We start from the raw sequence: 19,608 nt of genomic DNA on the forward strand, positions 1-19,608 counted from the left end.
TTTACAACAAAAACGACTTTTATCAGAAAATTCTTTATTTTTCCCTGTATATTACGGTTGATGAAATTTATTTAATGCATAAAGTCTTACAATCTTTACAACTTTCTTTACTCAATGTTGGTTATGCACATCTGGACAAACATTGGAATTATGATAATGTAGTAAGTCCATTTACCAGAATGTACTATATTTCTAAAGGTTCTGCCAAGGTATATCACAATGATCAGACTTTTGATTTAAAACCGGGGTATATGTATTTAATACCTAGTTTTACTTATAGTAGATATAAGTGTGATGAATATCATGAACAATATTATATAAGTTTCTTTGAGGAGATAAAAAATGGATTATCCATTTTTAATTTAAAATCCTTCGTCTATGAACTCAAAGCTAAAGACACTGATATTGCCTATTTTAAACGTTTACTAGAAATTAATCCTAATCGTGCATTAGTCAATGATGATCCCGAGGTTTATGATAACAGACCTACTTTACAAACCTTTAAAAAGAAAAACGAAAAACTATCATCTGCTTTTTACCTTGAAACTAATGGATTGCTGCGTATTCTTCTATCAAAATTTATTAAAGATCATAATCGTCTGGTTATAAAAAATACTACTCGTAATAATTTAAGTCAAGTATTAAGTCATATCAGTGAAAATCTAGACAAAGAACTTACCATAAACGAACTAGCTTCATACTGTCATTTAAGTACAGATTATTTTTCCCGAATATTCAAACAAAAGTTTGGTATGAGACCAAATAAATATATCCAATCAAAAAGAGTCGAAAGAGCTCAATTGCTATTGCTTACTACAGATAATTCTTTAAAGCAAATTGCAGAAAAAGTTGGTTTAGAAAATCTATCATATTTCTCCAGGGTTTTTAAAAGTTTTACAGGAAAAACTCCTGGAAATTTTCGCAAGGAAGAATTGAATGTATAGATGCAAAATCAATAAAAATATATAAACACCAATATGTAAATAATTCATTCAAAATGTTCAAATATATACTCCTTTCGATATTAATACTATCTGTTTTAAATTCATGTACATCTGCCAAATCAGAAAAAGATATCAATACAGAGGAATGGATTTCTCTTTTTAACGGTAAAGATCTTTCTGGATGGGATATAAAAATTTCTGGTTACGAATTAAATGACAATTATAAAGAAACTTTTATAGTTCAGGATAGTATGATTCGAATTCGATATGACAATTATGAAACATTTGATGATGCTTTTGGACATTTATATTACAAAACACCTTTTTCTTATTATAAATTAAGCTTTGATTATCGGTTTACAGGAGAACAATTAAAAGGTGGTGTACATTGGAATATAAGGAACAGTGGTGTGATGCTACATTCGCAATCTGCAGAAAGTAATGAACTCCAACAAGATTTTCCTATTTCGATAGAACTACAAACCTTAGGAGGGTTAAATAAAGGAGAGCGCACGACAGCTAATGTTTGTACTCCGGGAACCGCAGTAGAAATTAACAGCACTGTTGATTATACTCATTGTATAAACTCTACCTCTAAAACCTATCATGGTGATCAATGGGTACACATCGATGCAATAATTATGGGTGGCGAGTATATGGAATTTATGGTAAATGGTGATTCTGTCCTAAAATTCACAAAACCACAAATAACAGGTGGAAAATACAGTGCTAATAGTTCTGAAACGAATTTAGGAAATTTCGGAATCCAAAGAGATCTAGACTACTGGATGTCAAAAGCAGGTACCATATTAACAGAAGGTTACATCGCATTGCAAGCAGAAAGTCACCCCATAGATTTTAAAAACATTAAATTACTGGATTTGTGTGGTTGCATGGATATTAAAGCAAAAAATTATAAAAGCTATTTTGTAAAAAACAAACCAAAAGCATGCATTTACTAGGTATTAATTTTCTGTATTAAAACTAGTATCATCTATAGCTATTAGTTCCAAATTGAGATTTGTTCTTTCTTTACCTGTTACATTAAAAAGTGCGGTAAAAGTATCTAAATCCTTCATATACTCTTTTTTAAATTGTTCTACCTTTTGGGGATCACAAAAAAGTTCTACTGTTGCAATTACCCCTATATCATGATCAGAGAAAAATAAAAACTGTTCTGTACCATCCACTCCTTTTAACCGAGAGACAATAGCATATTCAGAAGCTAATCCTTCAATGTCAAGATTAAATATGGTATCTCTGTTTTTAATACGATTTTTATACTTAAGTTTTCTACCTTGAATAGAGAAATGCGCATTTTGTTCGTTAAAATATTGAATAAACTTATTATTATTCTTTGTAGGACCTATATATACAGAATTATGCTCCTTAATATCATCATAGGTTGATTTGGTAGAAAATCGAATAGAAAAATCTCTACCATTACTTTCAAAAAGTTTAGTTAAATGATATACAGCAATAGATCCCATACCCGTTACATATGAGTAATTTGCAGGAAATACATTATCTCTAAACTCAGAGTTCTTTTTTTGTAGTTCATAAAAATCATCTAATGAATTGATTTCATAATCTCTATTCCAGCCTATTCTTCCTGTTTTGGTTTTTGCCATAAATCCAAAGAAATCTCCAACAACCAAAGTGGTTTCTTTTCCATTTGTTAAAAATGAATTCCATAATGCAACTGGTTTTTTATATAACAAATTAGATACAACAAATACTAGTGTTACAAATAATGAGATAGAAGTAAATCCAAGTATTTTATAATACTTCTTGTAATTTTTCTCCTCGGATTTAAATGTAGTGTTCTGAATAAATGAAGTATAGTATTGTCCTTTATCTATTACTATTTTCCATGGTTCATCTTTTCCTTCTGTCTGATAATACTTTTCTAATTTTTTTCTCAGGTTATAGATATTCACTCGAATACTGGAAGAATTATTTTGTTCAAGAAATTGTTTCCCAAAAATTTCGATTCCGATTGTTGTTTCTTTCAATTGTTTTTTGGACAATGTTGCTTCTACAAGAAAACGAAGCAAATTTGTACTTGTAGGAGACTTAGAAAAACCCTTACTACTAAGAATACATTCGAGTATTCTTTTTTTCTCATCATCTAAGAGATCTTTCATCACTACAAAATTTTATCATCCAAAAATAATAAGATTTAACCGTTACAAATACCGTTAACTGAAGGTTAAATATAACTATTATTATGACTTTTAAGTAATTTGGCTAAGAATCTTATAGCATTTTTCTAAAAAGATTAAGAAATCCATTAAGGATAAGATTGTTGTATAATCCGAAGCTAATTGCAACAAAAATGAAAGGAATCATCAAAGCTTTTTTGTTCCTTCTATACATCAATATAACACCAATAATTTTAAACTATAACGAATATCAAAATTTCATGAAAAACTATTTAGTCAAAACATTATCAGGTACTATCTGCCTTTTACTTTTTAGTTTTTGTACAACTACTCATCTATCTGCAAACACCAAAGATTGTATAGAAAAAAGAAGTTCAATAGATCAAGACCAAGTGCTTCAACTCATGAAGAAAGTAGCAGATTGGCAACTAGCTAATCCAACAGGTAAAGGATTAAACACTTGGGATTATGCTCCATTTTATATTGGATTAATGCAATTATATACAATAAGCAAAGATGAAAAATACCTCAATGCGATTGTAGAAATGGGAGATAGCGTGAATTGGACTCCAAGAGCACGACCATATGATGCGAATGTATATGCAATTACACAGGTCTTCTACGAACTTTATGAAATAAAAGAAGATAAACATATAATTGATCGATCAAATTTTATGTTAGAAATGCCTTTAAGAAGAAGACTTGAAAATGATGTCACATTCGATGGAAATAAATACTGGTGGGAATGGTGGAGTTGGTGTGATTCTCTATTTATGGCTCCTCCAGCATATGCAAGAGCTGCAGCAGTTTTAAATAACCCTGAGTACCTGAACTTTATGACAGAAAGATGGTGGGACACATCAGATTACTTATATGATAAAAAAGAGCATTTATACTTTAGAGATGACCGTTTTTTTAATAAAAAATCAAAAAACGGATCTAAAATATATTGGTCTCGCGGTAATGGATGGGTTATCGGAGGATTAACCAGAGTATTGGATTATATGCCAAAAAATCATCCTGAACGTAAAAAATTCGAACAACAATTCATCGAAATGTGTACCCGTCTGAGTGCAATACAAACCGAAGGAGGATATTGGGGTCAAAGCCTTCTAGATACTAAATTTTATCCACAGAAAGAATCCAGTGGTACTGCATTTTTTATACATGGAATGGCCTGGGGAGTAAATAATGGATTATTACCAAAAGATCAATTCATGCCTATAATTAAAAAGGGGTGGGATTTTTTGACTGAGGCAATACACACTGACGGGACATTTGGATATGTACAAGAAGTAGGAGATTCTCCTACAGACGTGAGTTTTGATGATTCAGAATCTTATGGAAGTGGAGCTTTTCTCCTTGCAGCTACCGAAATCTATAAACTCATTAATACTAAATATTAATGATGTTCTACTCAGAAATGAAAGTAAATACAACAAATATGAAAAAAAATACAACAAAGATAATTCTCAAAATAACCTTCATTTTATTTATCTGTTTTTGCTTTGTTAGTAATGCCCAAATAATAGATTCAAATCATCAACAAGAGATAACTCCAACATCAGTATACAAGCAAATGCAACGGGTTGCTGATTGGCAAATCATACATTTTCGTGAGAAATACAGTGGAAGGGATAAACCTCATCATATTGCTGATTGGACAAATGGAGCGCTCTATGTGGGTATGACCAAATTTGCCAAAATGGCTAAGGATGATCGATATTGGAAATGGTTAAAAGAAATTGGCACAACACAAAAATGGCAATTACACTGGAGAAAATATATGGCTGATGATCATGTTGTAGGTCAAATGTTTTTGGAATCCTTCAAAAAGTTTAAAGATTCCACTATGATAATCCCTACAAAAGAACGTTTAGACTGGATCATGCAAAACCCAAGTCAGCAACCTATTACTTTAGATAACTATAAACATCTAGAGCGATGGACCTGGTGTGATGCCCTATTTATGGGACCTCCTGTTTGGGCTAAACTCACAAAAATCACAGGCGAACAAAAATATACAGATTGGATGCTTAAAGAGTATGAGGTTACCAGACAACATCTTTTTGACAAAGAAGATCATTTATTTTATCGAGACAATAGTTTTATTGATAAACTTGATCATGATAACAAGATATTTTGGTCAAGAGGCAACGGATGGGTGTTTGGTGGTTTAACACTGTTAATGGATGAATATGAACCTGGTTCTAAACCCTATGAATACTTTAAGGAAATTTACCTGAAAATGGCAAAAAAGCTCATTCAGATTCAGACGCCGCAAGGCCACTGGTCCATGAGTTTACTTAATCAAAAATACTACCCCACTCCTGAGACCAGCGGGACATCATTTTTTACATTTGGACTTGCATGGGGTGTAAATCACGGTGTATTGGATAGGGCAACCTACGAACCGCATATTAAAAAAGCATGGAATGCATTAAACAGTCATATTACCCCCGAGGGTATGCTAGGTTATGTACAACCTATAGGAGCTGGTCCCGATAAATCATTTAAAGATCAAACTGAAGTGTATGGTACCGGAGCTTTTCTTGCTGCAGGTTCTGAGGTGTACACCATGTATGGTGGACAACAAATATACCAGATTTCAAATCCTGATTATATAAAAAGTCCAAAAACGGGAATGACTAGAGAACATTGGTTAGATATGGCACAATATATTTTAGAAGGTGCTTTTTCATATGTAAACGATATCGATGATCCTCTTAAGTTTCCAAAATTAGGGGATGTATCTTATCCAAGAGGTGATTGGCAAATACCGGTAGAAAAATTAGAAGGTTTATGTAGAACACTTTTTGTTGCTGCTCCTTTATTAAAAGAAAATCCAGACTTAACCATTAATAACATCAAAATTGCAGATTATTATCGTCATAACATATTAAACCTAATTGATGAAAACCACCCCTCATTTATAAAAGACAAGGAAAAAGATTGGCCAGGACAAACCTTAGTTGAGTTTGGTGCATTGGCCATTTCATTTTTCACTATCCCCGAAGTCGTTTGGGAGCCACTCACACAAGAGCAAAAAGATATTTTAGCTCGTAAAATGATTAGTTACGGGGATGGAGCAACCGTACCTTCTAACTGGAAATTTTTTAACATTTTTGTTCTCAGTTTTTTTAAAAGTCAAGGCTATGATGTTAATGAAAAATTATTAGTTGACTATCTCAATAAGAGTTTAAATCATTATCGCGGAGATGGCTGGTACAATGATAATCCCGCGTATGATTATTATAGTATGTGGGCGTTTCAGATGTATGCAGCCTATTGGTCTGAAGTATTTGGCAATAAATACTATCCAGAAATTGCTAAAAAATTCAAAACAAATTTTCTAGATATAAAAGATAGCTATCCTTATATGTTTAGTAAAGATGGTAAAATGATTATGTGGGGACGAAGTATAAGTTATCGCATCGCATCTATAAGTCCTTTTCCATTTTTAGGGTTCTATCCAGAAGAAACTAAAGGTATAAATTGGGGATGGATGCGACGTATTTCTTCTGGAGTATTATCTCAATTTTTACAACATCCCAAGTTTTTAAAAGATGGTGTCCCAACATTAGGGTTTTATGGAGAATTTGACCCTGCTACTCAATATTACAGTTGTCGAGGAAGTGTATACTGGATGGGAAAAGCCTTTCTTAGTTTACTATTACCTAAGGATAATGAGTTTTGGAATGCTACAGAAAACGATGGTGCATGGGATAACAAATTAACCAAAGGAAAGGCATATAACAAGTTTTTCAAAACTTCAGAAATTATGTTAACCAATTATCCCGATATCGGAGCTACAGAAATCCGAGCCTGGTGTAATGTTCCCATTACTGGAGTTAAAGAGCCTTTCCGCGGAAGCGAAAATTATAATAAACTAGCGTATAATAGTGCTTTTCCATGGCAAGCTGATGATCCTAGCGGTATTGTATCAATGAATTATATGTTTAAGACCGAAGTGGATACTATCCCATATGAACCTGGAAGGTTATATACTTTTAAAAAGTTTAAAAATGGTGTTTACTATCGAGATTTAAAATCTGAAATCATTGAGGACGTTCTGATTAACCTGGCAGATATTCCCTTGAAAAATGGAATTTTACGAGTAGATAAAATCAATGCCAAAAAACCTTTGGATTTTATTTTAGGGCATTATAGTCTACCCCATATTAATGGATATATTAAAAAATCAGTTCAAAAGATAAAAAACAAAGAGATTCAGATTATTGATAACGGTCAATATCAACTCGCTGTAATTCCAATAAAAGGATGGGATGTTGTAACTACCAAAACTACTTCTGGTTTACATCCAGAAGCAAAAGAAAGCACAGTAATCAACACCAGAGCAAAGTATAAACCTAGTCAAAAAGATAATACCTATATCACCATAATGCTATGGAAAAAGTCGGGAACACCTTTTACCATCGAAGAATTATCTTTTATCAAAAAAATAGAATCAGAAAAAAACAATAAGCAGATAATTATCATGAAAAATGATAATTCTAAACATATCATTTCATTCGAATAAAAAATATTATGAATAATACAATATATGAAACCAGATACGCCAACGGACCTGCATCTGTAAAGCATTATGATACCAAAGCATTACGCGATGAGTTTTTGATACATAATCTCATGCAATCAGATACTATTATTTGGGTATACACTCATTATGATCGCTATATGGTTGGTTCTGCCGTACCTATAAAGAAAAGCTTAACACTGGAAGCAATCGATCCTTTAAAAGCTAAAAAATTTCTGGATCGAAGAGAACTTGGAGCCATCAATGTAGGAGGGCCAGGATCTATAAATGTAGATGGAACTACCTATTCACTAGGGTATAAAGACGCATTATATATTGGAAAGGACAGTAAAAATGTAGTTTTTAATAGTGATGACGCTAATAATCCGGCTAGGTTTTATCTAAACTCAGCTCCTGCACATCATGCATTCCCTACCAAATCCGTAACTAAGGAACAAGCTAAAAAGTTAGAACTTGGAGCGATGGAAACTGCTAATGCAAGAACAGTATACCAAATGATCCTTAGCGGAGTGGTAGAAACTTGCCAGTTACAAATGGGAATGACAGAGCTTAAACCAGGTAGTGTATGGAATACTATGCCTGCCCATGTTCATGATCGTAGAATGGAAATCTATTTTTATTTTGAAATCCCCGAAGAACAGGCTGTTTGTCACTTTATGGGACCTGTAAATGAAACACGACACATCTGGATGCAAAATCATCAGGCTGTAATTTCTCCGCCATGGTCTATTCATTCTGGATCCGGAACAAGTAACTATACCTTTATTTGGGGAATGGCAGGTGAAAATCTGGACTATAGCGATATGGATACTGCAAAAATTACAGAGCTAAAATAATCACTCTTACCATGACAAATTCATTATTTGATGTTTCAGGAAAAATAGCATTAGTCACAGGAAGCACACACGGACTAGGAATGGCTATGGCAAAGGGATTAGGTCAAGCCGGAGCCACTATAATAGTAAACGGGAATTCATCCCAGGAAAAAATCGATAACGCCGTAACTGAGTATAAAAATGAGGGGATACATGCTATTGGATACAAATTTGATGTTTCTAATGAACAAGAAGTTATCTCTTCCATTAAAAAAATTGAAACCGAAATAGGCTACATTGATATTTTAATTAATAATGCCGGAATTATAAAACGAACTCCATTAATTGACATGGAAGTAGATGACTTTAAACAAGTCATTAATATTGATCTTGTTAGCCCTTTTATTGTTTCTAAACATGTAGTTAGAGGAATGATAGAAAGAAAACAAGGAAAAATTATCAATATCTGTTCTATGATGACAGAATTAGGCCGAAATACAGTTGGCGCATATGCTGCAGCAAAAGGTGGACTAAAAATGTTAACCAAAAATATGGCTACAGAATGGGCCAAATACAATATCCAGGTTAATGGTATTGGTCCTGGATATTTTGCTACCTCTCAAACTGCTCCTATACGAGTAGATGGTCATCCTTTCAATGATTTCATAGTAGGTAGAACTCCGGCAGCAAAATGGGGTGATCCAAGTGACCTTGCAGGAGCAGCTATTTTCCTGTCCTCAAAAGCAAGCGACTTTGTAAATGGCCATATTTTATATGTTGATGGTGGGATCTTAGCAACCATAGGTAAACCTTCTAATGAAGATTAATTTACAATCACGATCAAATAAATTTTGTAGATGAAACTATATATTCTTATTTCTTTGACCACCTTATTCACCATATCTGGATGCAGCCCTTCTTCAAAAAATGTGATCACTATTGAGAACACATTAAACATAGAACGTATAGATGAATTAGTGCGTATTCCGATAGCGAAGTTTGACACTCATATTATAGACATCAAAGATGAATCTATACTTGCTATTTATAACCAAAATAAGGAATTTATTCCATTTCAATTAGAAGATATTGATAATGATAAGAAATGGGATCAATTAATTTTTGTTACTGATTTTAAGCCAAAAGAGATAAAAAAAATATACTTTGATGTTATAGAAAGAGAAAAGACTCCCATAGTATCTAAAGCTACAGACATACATTTTGGAGTTGGCTCAAACTCAAGAGACGTTACAGAAGTAAAAAATTATAAACGTAATGGAGATCCCAGAAATGCAGCAGACAAAAAATTCTTTCAAATGGAAGGGCCAGCCTGGGAAAATGATAAAGTTGGGTTTCGTATGTATTTTGACCCAAGAAATGGGATTGATATTTTTGGTAAAACAACAGAGGATTTAGTTTTATCCCAAGTTGGAATTAATGGAGACTATCATACTAAAGAAACTTGGGGAATGGATATCCTTAAAGTTGGTAATTCTCTAGGGGCAGGATCTATTGCCATACAATTAAATGATTCATTGTATAGAATAACAGGTAAAAATGGTGCTAGGTATAAAGTTATAGAAGAAGGTCCTATTAAAGCTTCTTTTGAAATGAATTATATCAATGATACTATTCATGGAATTCCTATACAGGTACGCCATAAGATTTCGATTTATAAGGGACAATGGTATTATAAAAGTGAAGTTTCTTTATCAGGAATAACTCAAGAAATGAAACTGGTTGCAGGGATCGTAAATTTAAAACCAAATCAACTATATATCAAAGAACGTAATAGCCTGTTCAGTCTATATTCTCATGGTAAGCAATCTGAAAACGGAGATCATCTTGGCATGGCGTTACTATTAAACAAAGATCTTTACCATACTCATAAGACTATTACTAAAAAAGAAAATGGAATTACAAATACTCATTATGTAGTTTTTAATACTGAAAACAATACTACTATCCCTTTCTATTTCTTATCAGGTTGGGAAGCCTCAAGTCAAAAATTCGCAAAACCAGAAGGTTTTACACAAAAGATAGCAGAGACCTTAGACCAACTTTCTCATCCCATAATCATAAAATAAGATGAGTTTATATCAATATAGAATACAGAAGCTCTTTTTTATTATACTCTCAGTAGTACTAATCTCATGCAGTGGTTCAAAAAAGGTAAAAGTACTGCGATTAGCTCATATTTTGGACACCCAACACCCTGTGCATAAATCCATGGAAATTTTGGGAGAACGCCTGGCAAAAAAATCTAACGGAAAACTAATATTAAAAATATATCCAAGTAGTCAATTAGGAGGCGAACGTGAATGTTTAGAGCTGCTACAAATAGGAAGCTTAGATATCACCAAAGTCTCAGCTGCAGTGTTAGAAAATTTCATTCCGGAATATCGTGTTTTTGGAATACCATATTTATTTAGAGATAGGTCACATGCATTTTCTGTATTAGATGGTAAGCTAGGAGAAGAAATGTTAACTCAGGGAGAAAAATTCAGATTAAGAGGACTCACTTTTTATGATGCTGGTAGTAGAAGTTTTTACACCAAAAAAAAACCAATTACTACACCCGAAGATTTAGAGAGTAAAAAAATACGTGTAATGAAAAGTAATATGGCCATAGATATGGTTAATCAATTGGGAGGAGCTCCTACTCTTGTTTCTTGGGGAGAGTTATATACTGCTTTGCAACAAGGCGTAGTTGATGGCGCAGAAAACAACCCTCCTAGTTTCTACACTTCAAAACATTACGAAATTTGTAAATATTATAGTTTAGATGAACATACCACTATTCCGGATGTATTATTAATTGGTCTTGATACCTGGGAACGATTAAGCGACGAAGAAAAAAAATGGGTACAAGAAGCCAGTACTGAATCTAAAATAGAACAACGTAAACTTTGGGCCGCATCAGAAAAAAAATCATTAGATGCAGTGATTGAAGCCGGAGTGCAAATTACACGTCCCGATAAATCTCTTTTTGAACAAAAAACCCAAGAAGTCATTACAACTTTTAAAGATCAACCAGAGGTTTTAAAGCTCGTCAAAATTATAAAATCAGCGTATTAAATGAAAAATCGTATAGATATTATTTTAGAAAAAACAGTAATTTTCTTACTGTTTGTTATGCTAGTTAGTGTAGTATGGCAAGTTTTTTCCAGATACATTTTAAAATCACCAAGTACGATTACTGATGAACTTTCTAGTTTTTCCTTAATCTGGCTCGGCTTGCTTGGAGCGGCATATACTACCGGTCAAAAATTACATCTAGCTATTGATTTAATTCCGACTGCAATTGTACAACAAAAAAGGTCTCTTTATGATGGTATTGTTTATGGCGCTATCTGTCTATTTGCTTTTGCGATAATGATTATAGGAGGAATTCGTTTATGTATACTTTCGTTTCAATTCGAGCAAAACTCAGCTGCACTAAGTATCCCACTAGGGATTATTTATCTCGTAATTCCGATTTCTGGAATTTTAATCTGTTATTACTGCATTTACATTTACTTTCAAAAAGACAATACTAACACTACATCATTATGAATTATACCGAGGTATTGATATTAGTAATTAGTTTCCTGGTGTTCTTATCATTAAGGGTTCCTATTGCATACTCTATTGGTTTAGTGGCTTTTTTCACATTAATTACTGCAATGCCTTTTTTACCTTCGGTAACTACTTTGGCACAACGTATGGCAACTTCTTTGGATAGCTTCACTCTTTCTGCAATTCCCTTCTTTATATTAGCTGGTCAAATTATGAATCGAGGTGGTATTGCAGTGCGGCTCATCAATTTTGCTAAAGCTATAGTAGGACCACTACCAGGAGGTCTTGCTTTTGTAAATATTATTTCATGTATGCTTTTTGGAGCTATTTCTGGATCTGCTGTTGCAGCTGCTTCTGCTATTGGAGGTTTTATGCATCCTATGATGAAAAAAGATGGATATGATCCGGCGTATAGTGCTGCCATAAATATCACTAGTGCCACAACAGGATTAATGATCCCTCCTAGTAATGTCCTTATTGTTTACTCTCTGGCTAGTGGTGGAGTCTCTATTGCTGCATTATTTATAGCAGGCTATCTTCCCGGGATTTTAATTGGAGTAACACTTATGATTGTCGCAACAATTTATGCAATCATTAAAAAATACCCTACCGAAAAGTTAGTAGGATTTACAGAGTTCTTAAAACGTTTTATAGCTGCTTTTCCTAGTTTACTTCTTCTTGTGGTGGTTATCGGTGGAATTGTTATTGGTATTTTTACCGCTACAGAAGCTTCAGCAATTGCTGTACTATATACACTAATTTTGGCAGCCCTTTATAAAGAAATTACATGGAAGGACTTCTCTCCTATTTTCCTGGAAACTGTAAAAACTTCATCAATAGTACTTTTACTTATCGCTACATCTATTGCCATGTCATGGGTAATGTCATATGAAAACATTCCGCAGGAAATCAGCAATACCTTATTAGGGATAAGCGATAATCCCATTGTTATTTTGATTATTATAAATTTGATTTTATTATTCGTTGGTATATTCATGGATATGACTCCGGCAATCTTAATTTTTACACCTATTTTCTTACCTATAGCAACTAAGATTGGTTTAGATCCTATACATTTTGGGATTATTATGATTTTGAATCTTTGTATCGGATTATGTACTCCTCCTGTAGGTTCTGTACTCTTTGTAGGATGTAGTGTTGCCGAACTTTCAATTCAGAAAGTTTTAAAACCATTGTTACCTCTATTCCTGGTTATGATTTTGGTGTTATTACTTATCATTTATATTCCTGAATTGAGTTTATGGTTGCCCAGACAGTTTGGATTATAAAAACTATCTTAAAACTATGAAAACTGTTTAACCAGGGAATCTCAATCTATTATTAGAACTATTTTAGTATAGAAATCTATATATTTAGACTTAAAATTTTAATTTACAAATTAGATGAATGAAACAAAAACTCCATGGTACTTTCTTTTACTTGTTATTTTGGCTGGGGAATCTGTTTTTATTCTTCCATTTGTTCTTGCAAGAGTTTTTAGACCAACGGTACTCAAAGTTTTTAATTTAGACAATATACAGTTAGGAATATGTTTCTCTATATATGGCTTTGTAGCATTGATATCCTACCTTTTTGGAGGAGCATTAGCAGATAAGTTTCCTCCAAGAAAATTGATTGCAGTTGCCCTTTGGATGACTGCTTTGGGGGGATTGGTGTATGCTACTTTTCCTGATTATTTGACACTAAAAATATTGTATGGATATTGGGGCTTTACTACTATATTTTTATTTTGGGCTCCCATGATAAAAGCTACTCGTGTCTGGGGAGGTACTACTTCTCAAGGTAAAGCATTTGGTTTTTTAGATGGTGGACGTGGATTAGTAGGGGCTCTCTTTGGGGCTTTAGGAGTACTTATATTTTCACTATTTATTACTGCAGAAATTTCTGAAGCAACTGCCTCCGAAAGCAGAGCTGCTTTTAGATATGTAATTTTAGTATCCTCTGGTATTGTAAGTTTTGTTGGAATATTGGTTTGGTTCTTTATGAAAATGGATCATAAATTAGAAAAAGAAATTATAATAGAAAAAATCACAATATCCCAGGTAAAAGAGGTCCTGCACTTACCATCTGTATGGTTACTTATGATCATTATTCTATGCGCCTATGTAGGTTACAAAATTACAGATGTATTTTCATTATATGCTCAAGATGTAATGTTGTATGACCAAGTAAAGTCTGCACAAGTAGGTACATTTTTATTATTTATCCGACCTGTTATTGGTGTTTTAATAGGAATATTGGCCGATCGTTCACAAACTACTTTCTGGTTATTGATTAGTTTTATAGTTTCATTCTTTGGAGCGTTATTGTTTGCTACAGGAGTAATCTCGGATTCTTCTACAGCTTTATTTTTTATATCAATTTTGGTAGTTGCTACTGGAGTATATGCAGCCCGTTCCTTATACTTTGCTGTAATGCAGCGAGGGAAAATTCCATTGATCCTAACAGGAACTGCGGTGGGTATTATTTCTCTTATAGGATATACTCCAGATATATTTGCAGGACCCGCTATAGGATATCTCTTAGAAAATTCACCTGGTCCAAAAGGACATCAACATGTGTTTTGGATGTTAGCTTTATTTTCTTTTATTGGTGGTCTGGCTGCCTGGTATTATTATAAACTGTATAACATACAAAAAGGGAGTTATGAGGAGGTCTCAAAAGATTAAAACTGATGCTTTTAATAGATTTTTTTAAAGCCTTGTAGAACATTACCTATTTCTTTATCATTATTTATGCCTCCAAATTGAGTTTATAGTTATCTAAGCAATTTTGAATTGTAAACATCTCTAATTATTTGATAAATGCATATTTACAAATTATATTCCTTTAAACATAAATATAGTTTATCTTATAGAAGGTAGAGATTAATCTCTACCTTCTATATTTATATCTTTTACACCTTAGAGTTTATGAAGTTTTTAATATATAAGTTTTACCTTTATATGCTTTTGATTTAGCTGTTCCTTTATAATTAAATACTTTTTGATCTTCGTTAAGATTATCCCAATTGAATTCACTAGGTTTATTTTGAAAAAAATCAGTAAAAATTATAGGATCAACTTCTTTGTTTAATATCGCCTCTACTTCAATACTAAAGTCAGATTTAATTTGCATGGGGATGAGCTGTAATTTATAAGTATATAAATAATTAACTTTCTCACCAGGAATTACTTTAAAGTCAAATGGAAATGAAACAACAGCAGAATGAGTACTAGTAGTAGTCTGACTCTCTTCTAAAGACATACTGGCCGAAGTTTCAATCCCAGCACTCACACCAAACGGAATTTCTATTGATACATTTGCAGTAACTCCAAATTCTTCTCCAGATGTAACACGTAAAGAAGTTGATTCTTCTACTGTATATGTTGCAGACGGTTTAGCAGTTCCTATAACACCACTTATATATTGCATCGTACTTTCGATTGCTTCTCCATCTGGTTCTGGCTTTCCTTTAGTTACCAAAGATAGAGTTCCACGAAATTCTACATTTTTTGATATCCAAGCTACCAATTTTTCAAAAACTATAGTTTCCCAGGTTTTACCCTCTTTACCTTTTTCATTCTTATAAGGAACATTAATCAAACTTGTATCATAACTATGGTTACCTTTAATTGCAGCACTAGCCTTACCAATCCTTACAGCCAGAGCTTCTATTGCGCTTTTAGGTTTATAATCTTCTCTTTTTGAAACATTACCTATCTCTTTTTCTTCGGTTTTATTTTTAATTGTAATAGACATTTTTTTTATGATTTTAGTGAATACCTACTCTTTTTTAAAGTCCTTTTCAGTTTATTTAGACTATCATCGATGATTATTTTGAGTTAAAACTGATCATATTTTAATTCATTAGCAATTGTAATGAGTGAATGAACAGATATAATGAGTAAATGTTTAGAAAAAGGAAGTAAAAGGTTTAAGCATGTTACTCTTTTCTTAGCAAAAGGTTTTAAGAATAAAAGAGGTCTTAATACCTATTAGAAATCTATCTGGTTCAAAAGTGTATGATGGCATATTATTTCATTGCACACTGTCAAATAACTGACATCTTTTATCGAAAAACTGCCAATGTCATTATCTCACTATGTTTTCTATTTCAATCATCATAACTTGTCATGAAAATAACTAGCGGTAATAGGAACATTCTTTTTAATATATATGTTCCTAGTAAGCTTATTAACATTAAAAAACAAAGCGTATCACAATTATACACAAGGAATTAAGAAAATTTTATAATACAACATCCATAAATATTAAACCTTTTCACTAATTTATAGGCTATTAAAACAGAAAAAGAACTTCCTAATTATCACTTTTAATTATCAGGGCTTAAATCAATTTAAACTTCATCCATATGGAAACCTCCACAGAAAACCTAACAGATACTATCATTACATTCAATGTACATTATGAGACCTTAGAAGAAGTAATTACAAACCTTGAACTTGGTATGGGGACAATGTATAAACCCATTCCTATAGATGGTTTAGTGCTGAAAAGCTTTTTAGGTATACCCAATATTGAACCCAATACGGATATCAAAATATATTTGCAAACTAATACTGAGTCTAATACTGAATCTAAAGCTACGATTACATATTGTAAAATACAGAATGTTGGCAAAGTCTTTACTATTGAAACACAAAAAAGTCAGACTAAATCTCTCAATCCCTGGAATATCATATTTTCATTTACTACTGAAGATGAAGAGGCAGGAAAGTTTAGAACAACTCCTGATGGCTCTTTATATGTAAGTCCCAATCCTCGCATGAGTGACCTGGTTGAAATCACAACTCAATCTGAAGACGTTCTTCCTGAAGGATTAACTTATATTTCGTACAGTATTATATTTTCTTTGTTTATAGAGTCTAAAGGGCAATCTTATTATTTTAGAATTGATCCTTTAGCAAAAGTTAGTTCAAACCGTCCACAAAAATAAAGTAATAACATACTGATTTCACCTATGCCTAAAAGGTTGTGTTTATTTCTTTTACTATCCACTACGCTATCTTTTTCACAAAACAAAAAAAAAGCAGATAGTATATTTCATATTATGGAAACTGGGCATTTGTCTAAAAAAGAGCAAGTAACCTCATTAATAAATATTGCTTTTTTTCATCCAAATCCCAACACAGCATTACTTTCTGCTAAACAATCTTTACAAATTGCTAAAGAAATAAATGAACCCTTATTACAGGCAGAAGCTTTAGAAGAAATTAGTCATATCGAACGAAGGCTTGGTAATAATAGTCGATCATTTGATGCTTCTATAAAAGCATTACAAATCTATGAATCTAAAGGATTAATAGAACGACAAGCTGCTTCTTATAACCAACTCGCTAGTAATTACATTAGTGATAAAAATTATGATTTAGCAATTGATTATTTTAAAAAAGCTATCGATATTTATATAAACTCTGATGAAAAAGGTAATCATGCACTTACAATACTTAATCTTGGAGAAGCGTATCGTTTGGCTGGATATCTGGATAGCTCAGCAACAAGTTTTCAACAGGCATTACAACTCAATGATCTTGTTAAAAACGACATCATAAAAAGTTATTCTTTAGGAAATCTAGGAATGGTGTATGCCACACAAAACAAGTTTAAATTAGCAAAAGACAATCTACATGAAGCTATTGATATTCTAAGTGAATCAGGAGATTCATATTCTACATCTATATATTTAGCCGAATTAGGGGGGATTCATCAAAAAGAAAATGAATCAAAATTTGCTGAAGAAAAATTCCTGCAAGCTTTGACTATGGCCAAACAAGCTGGACTTAAAGAACAAATTAGGGATTTTAGTATCATGCTGGTTAATTTTTATGAAACTCAACAACAATACCCTAGAGCACTGGAGTATCAAAAACTGTTTCAAGTATATCAAGATAGTCTAGTCAACAAAGAGAATGTTCAAAAAATAGAACAACTTAAATCTGGATATGAGATTGATAAACGTGAGTCAGAAATAAGCCTGCTTAATACTATAAATACCAATCAAAAAAATCTGGTTTTTATATTGGCTGCTGGGGTTTTCTTACTACTTTTCTTTGCTTATCTGCTTTATCGAGGTAATACAAAAATTAAAAAAGCAAATTATATTTTATTAGATCAAAAGGAGATTATTAGTAAACGTGAGCAAGAGAAAGCATTATTATTAAAAGAACTAAACCATCGAGTAAAGAACAATTTACAAATGGTTTCTAGCTTATTAAATTTACAAGGTCATGAGCTTACAGGACACCCGGCAAAAGAGGCTATTGTATCTGGACAGTCCAGAGTAGAAGCCTTATCCCTTGTACACAGAAAATTGTATCAAGATGGCGTAGATACTCGAATCATGATAAAAGAGTATATTGAAGAGTTGGTATTAGGGCTTTTTCATGGATATAATGCCAAATTTAAACCTAATTTTGATATTGCTAACATTAGTATTCATATAGACATGGCCATCCCTTTGGCATTAATTATTAACGAACTCATTACAAATTCTCTTAAATACGCTTATGAAAATACAACGGATCCAATGCTTAAAGTAGCTCTAACTAATGACACAAAAGATCGTTTACATATCCAAGTTATAGATAATGGAGTAGGTTTTACAACTATTCAAACCAAAAAAAACAACTCTTTTGGGATTAAACTTATCAATTCTCTAATTCAACAATTAGAAGGTACTATAAAAAAAACAGGTAATGAAGGGACACATTGGGAAATAGATATAAAAATAGCTTAATTTAGTGGTTCTTATAACCTAAATACAGAATGTCTAATCAATCGTCAAAAGTAAAAATTCTTATTGTAGAAGATGAGATATTATTAGCACAGGATATCTCACAAAGATTAACTGAAATTAATTACCATGTCACCGGAATAGCACAAACAGTAAATCATGCTTTACAATTAATTACAGAAAATCAAGATATTGATATAATATTGATCGACATTATTTTAAAAGGAGATCGAGATGGAATTGAACTTGCTCGCATCATAAATGATAAGTATCATATTCCTTTTATTTTTCTAACTTCTCATGCTGATACCCACATTGTAGAACGAGCAAAGAGTGTGCATCCTTATGCCTATATCCTTAAACCATTTAATGATCGGCAAGTTAGTGTCGCTATAGAATTAGCTTTGCTAAATTTTTCTAAGAAAACACCGGGAAAAGATTTGCTTGAACCTCAAGATTTTACTGCTAATGAAAATCAAGTTTTACAAATCAAAGATTGTTTATTTTTAAAAAAAGATCACCATTTTGAACGTGTGCCTTTAGCCGAAATACTATTTTTACAGGCAGATAGTAACTACTGCACAGTATATACCAAATCAGATAGATTTGTGTATTCTACGGTGTTAAAAAACATAGAAGCACAACTCCCTATAAATCGATTTTTACGAACACACAGAAGTTATGTCGTCAATATTGATCTAGTTAGTGGATTTGAAGGCAACATGCTTTTTATCGGAGATAAAAAGGTACCTGTAAGCAAAACACATCGAGATCATGTTTTTAGATTATTTCATACCATATAATAATAATC

16 protein-coding genes are annotated in these 19,608 nt (G+C 32.5%); 14 read left to right on the forward strand and 2 right to left on the reverse strand.

Annotated features, from left to right (window positions below; genetic code table 11):
* The first annotated feature begins 74 nt into the window (after positions 1-74).
* Both FOF46_RS02900 and FOF46_RS02905 read left to right on the forward strand, forming a co-directional pair.
* Positions 75-944, forward strand: coding sequence for a helix-turn-helix domain-containing protein (locus tag FOF46_RS02900; RefSeq protein WP_109436809.1), 870 nt, complete (start codon positions 75-77; stop codon positions 942-944).
* Positions 945-997: 53 nt separating this feature from the next.
* On the forward strand, positions 998-1,906 hold the full coding sequence (locus FOF46_RS02905; protein ID WP_143915399.1) for a 3-keto-disaccharide hydrolase: 909 nt from the start codon (positions 998-1,000) through the stop codon (positions 1,904-1,906).
* Between the two features lie 3 nt (positions 1,907-1,909).
* On the opposite strand, the gene FOF46_RS02910 is transcribed toward FOF46_RS02905, so the two are convergent.
* Positions 1,910-3,091, reverse strand: a complete 1,182-nt coding sequence (locus tag FOF46_RS02910) for a helix-turn-helix domain-containing protein (RefSeq protein ID WP_109436811.1) — start codon at positions 3,089-3,091, stop codon at positions 1,910-1,912.
* Between the two features lie 278 nt (positions 3,092-3,369).
* On the opposite strand from FOF46_RS02910, the gene FOF46_RS02915 reads away from it, so the two are divergent.
* The 9 genes from FOF46_RS02915 (at position 3,370) to FOF46_RS02955 (ending at position 14,730) form a co-directional block, all read left to right on the forward strand.
* Positions 3,370-4,515 carry a glycoside hydrolase family 88/105 protein gene (locus tag FOF46_RS02915; protein WP_167571729.1) on the forward strand — a complete coding sequence of 382 codons (1,146 nt, stop codon included), beginning with the start codon at positions 3,370-3,372 and terminating at the stop codon, positions 4,513-4,515.
* A gap of 38 nt (positions 4,516-4,553) precedes the next feature.
* A complete protein-coding gene (locus FOF46_RS02920) occupies positions 4,554-7,649 on the forward strand; it encodes a DUF2264 domain-containing protein (RefSeq protein WP_208746743.1) in 3,096 nt (1,031 codons plus the stop codon).
* A gap of 8 nt (positions 7,650-7,657) precedes the next feature.
* The gene (kduI, locus tag FOF46_RS02925; RefSeq protein ID WP_143915402.1) at positions 7,658-8,503 is read left to right on the forward strand and encodes a 5-dehydro-4-deoxy-D-glucuronate isomerase; all 846 of its coding nucleotides are present in this window, start codon (positions 7,658-7,660) and stop codon (positions 8,501-8,503) included.
* Positions 8,504-8,514: 11 nt separating this feature from the next.
* Positions 8,515-9,309, forward strand: coding sequence for a gluconate 5-dehydrogenase (locus FOF46_RS02930; protein ID WP_143915403.1), 795 nt, complete (start codon positions 8,515-8,517; stop codon positions 9,307-9,309).
* 30 nt (positions 9,310-9,339) lie between these two features.
* Complete coding sequence (locus tag FOF46_RS02935) at positions 9,340-10,569, forward strand: DUF4861 domain-containing protein (RefSeq protein ID WP_143915404.1); 1,230 nt, start codon at positions 9,340-9,342, stop codon at positions 10,567-10,569.
* A 1-nt stretch (position 10,570) separates the two neighbouring features.
* Positions 10,571-11,560, forward strand: a complete 990-nt coding sequence (locus FOF46_RS02940) for a TRAP transporter substrate-binding protein (RefSeq protein WP_143915405.1) — start codon at positions 10,571-10,573, stop codon at positions 11,558-11,560.
* A complete protein-coding gene (locus tag FOF46_RS02945; RefSeq protein ID WP_235010972.1) occupies positions 11,561-12,037 on the forward strand; it encodes a TRAP transporter small permease in 477 nt (158 codons plus the stop codon).
* Positions 12,034-13,329 (forward strand): TRAP transporter large permease, encoded by a 1,296-nt coding sequence (locus tag FOF46_RS02950; RefSeq protein ID WP_143915406.1) that lies wholly within the window; start codon positions 12,034-12,036, stop codon positions 13,327-13,329. Before FOF46_RS02945 ends, FOF46_RS02950 begins: the two co-directional genes overlap by 4 nt.
* 114 nt (positions 13,330-13,443) lie before the next feature.
* On the forward strand, positions 13,444-14,730 hold the full coding sequence (locus FOF46_RS02955) for an MFS transporter (RefSeq protein WP_143915407.1): 1,287 nt from the start codon (positions 13,444-13,446) through the stop codon (positions 14,728-14,730).
* 241 nt (positions 14,731-14,971) lie between these two features.
* Here FOF46_RS02955 and FOF46_RS02960 read toward each other — a convergent pair whose 3' ends face one another.
* Positions 14,972-15,802, reverse strand: coding sequence for an ETX/MTX2 family pore-forming toxin (locus tag FOF46_RS02960; protein ID WP_143915408.1), 831 nt, complete (start codon positions 15,800-15,802; stop codon positions 14,972-14,974).
* Positions 15,803-16,415: 613 nt separating this feature from the next.
* Between FOF46_RS02960 and FOF46_RS02965 the strand changes: the two genes are divergently transcribed.
* The 3 genes from FOF46_RS02965 (at position 16,416) to FOF46_RS02975 (ending at position 19,600) form a co-directional block, all read left to right on the forward strand.
* Positions 16,416-17,000: a hypothetical protein gene (locus FOF46_RS02965; protein ID WP_109436821.1), complete on the forward strand. Its 585-nt coding sequence runs from the start codon at positions 16,416-16,418 to the stop codon at positions 16,998-17,000.
* A 114-nt stretch (positions 17,001-17,114) separates the two neighbouring features.
* Positions 17,115-18,800, forward strand: coding sequence for a histidine kinase dimerization/phosphoacceptor domain -containing protein (locus FOF46_RS02970; protein WP_244299557.1), 1,686 nt, complete (start codon positions 17,115-17,117; stop codon positions 18,798-18,800).
* 29 nt (positions 18,801-18,829) lie between these two features.
* On the forward strand, positions 18,830-19,600 hold the full coding sequence (locus FOF46_RS02975; RefSeq protein WP_109436823.1) for a LytR/AlgR family response regulator transcription factor: 771 nt from the start codon (positions 18,830-18,832) through the stop codon (positions 19,598-19,600).
* Positions 19,601-19,608 lie beyond the last annotated feature (8 nt).

This window comes from Aquimarina algiphila (assembly GCF_007489275.1).
In the GTDB taxonomy this organism is placed as follows: domain Bacteria; phylum Bacteroidota; class Bacteroidia; order Flavobacteriales; family Flavobacteriaceae; genus Aquimarina; species Aquimarina algiphila.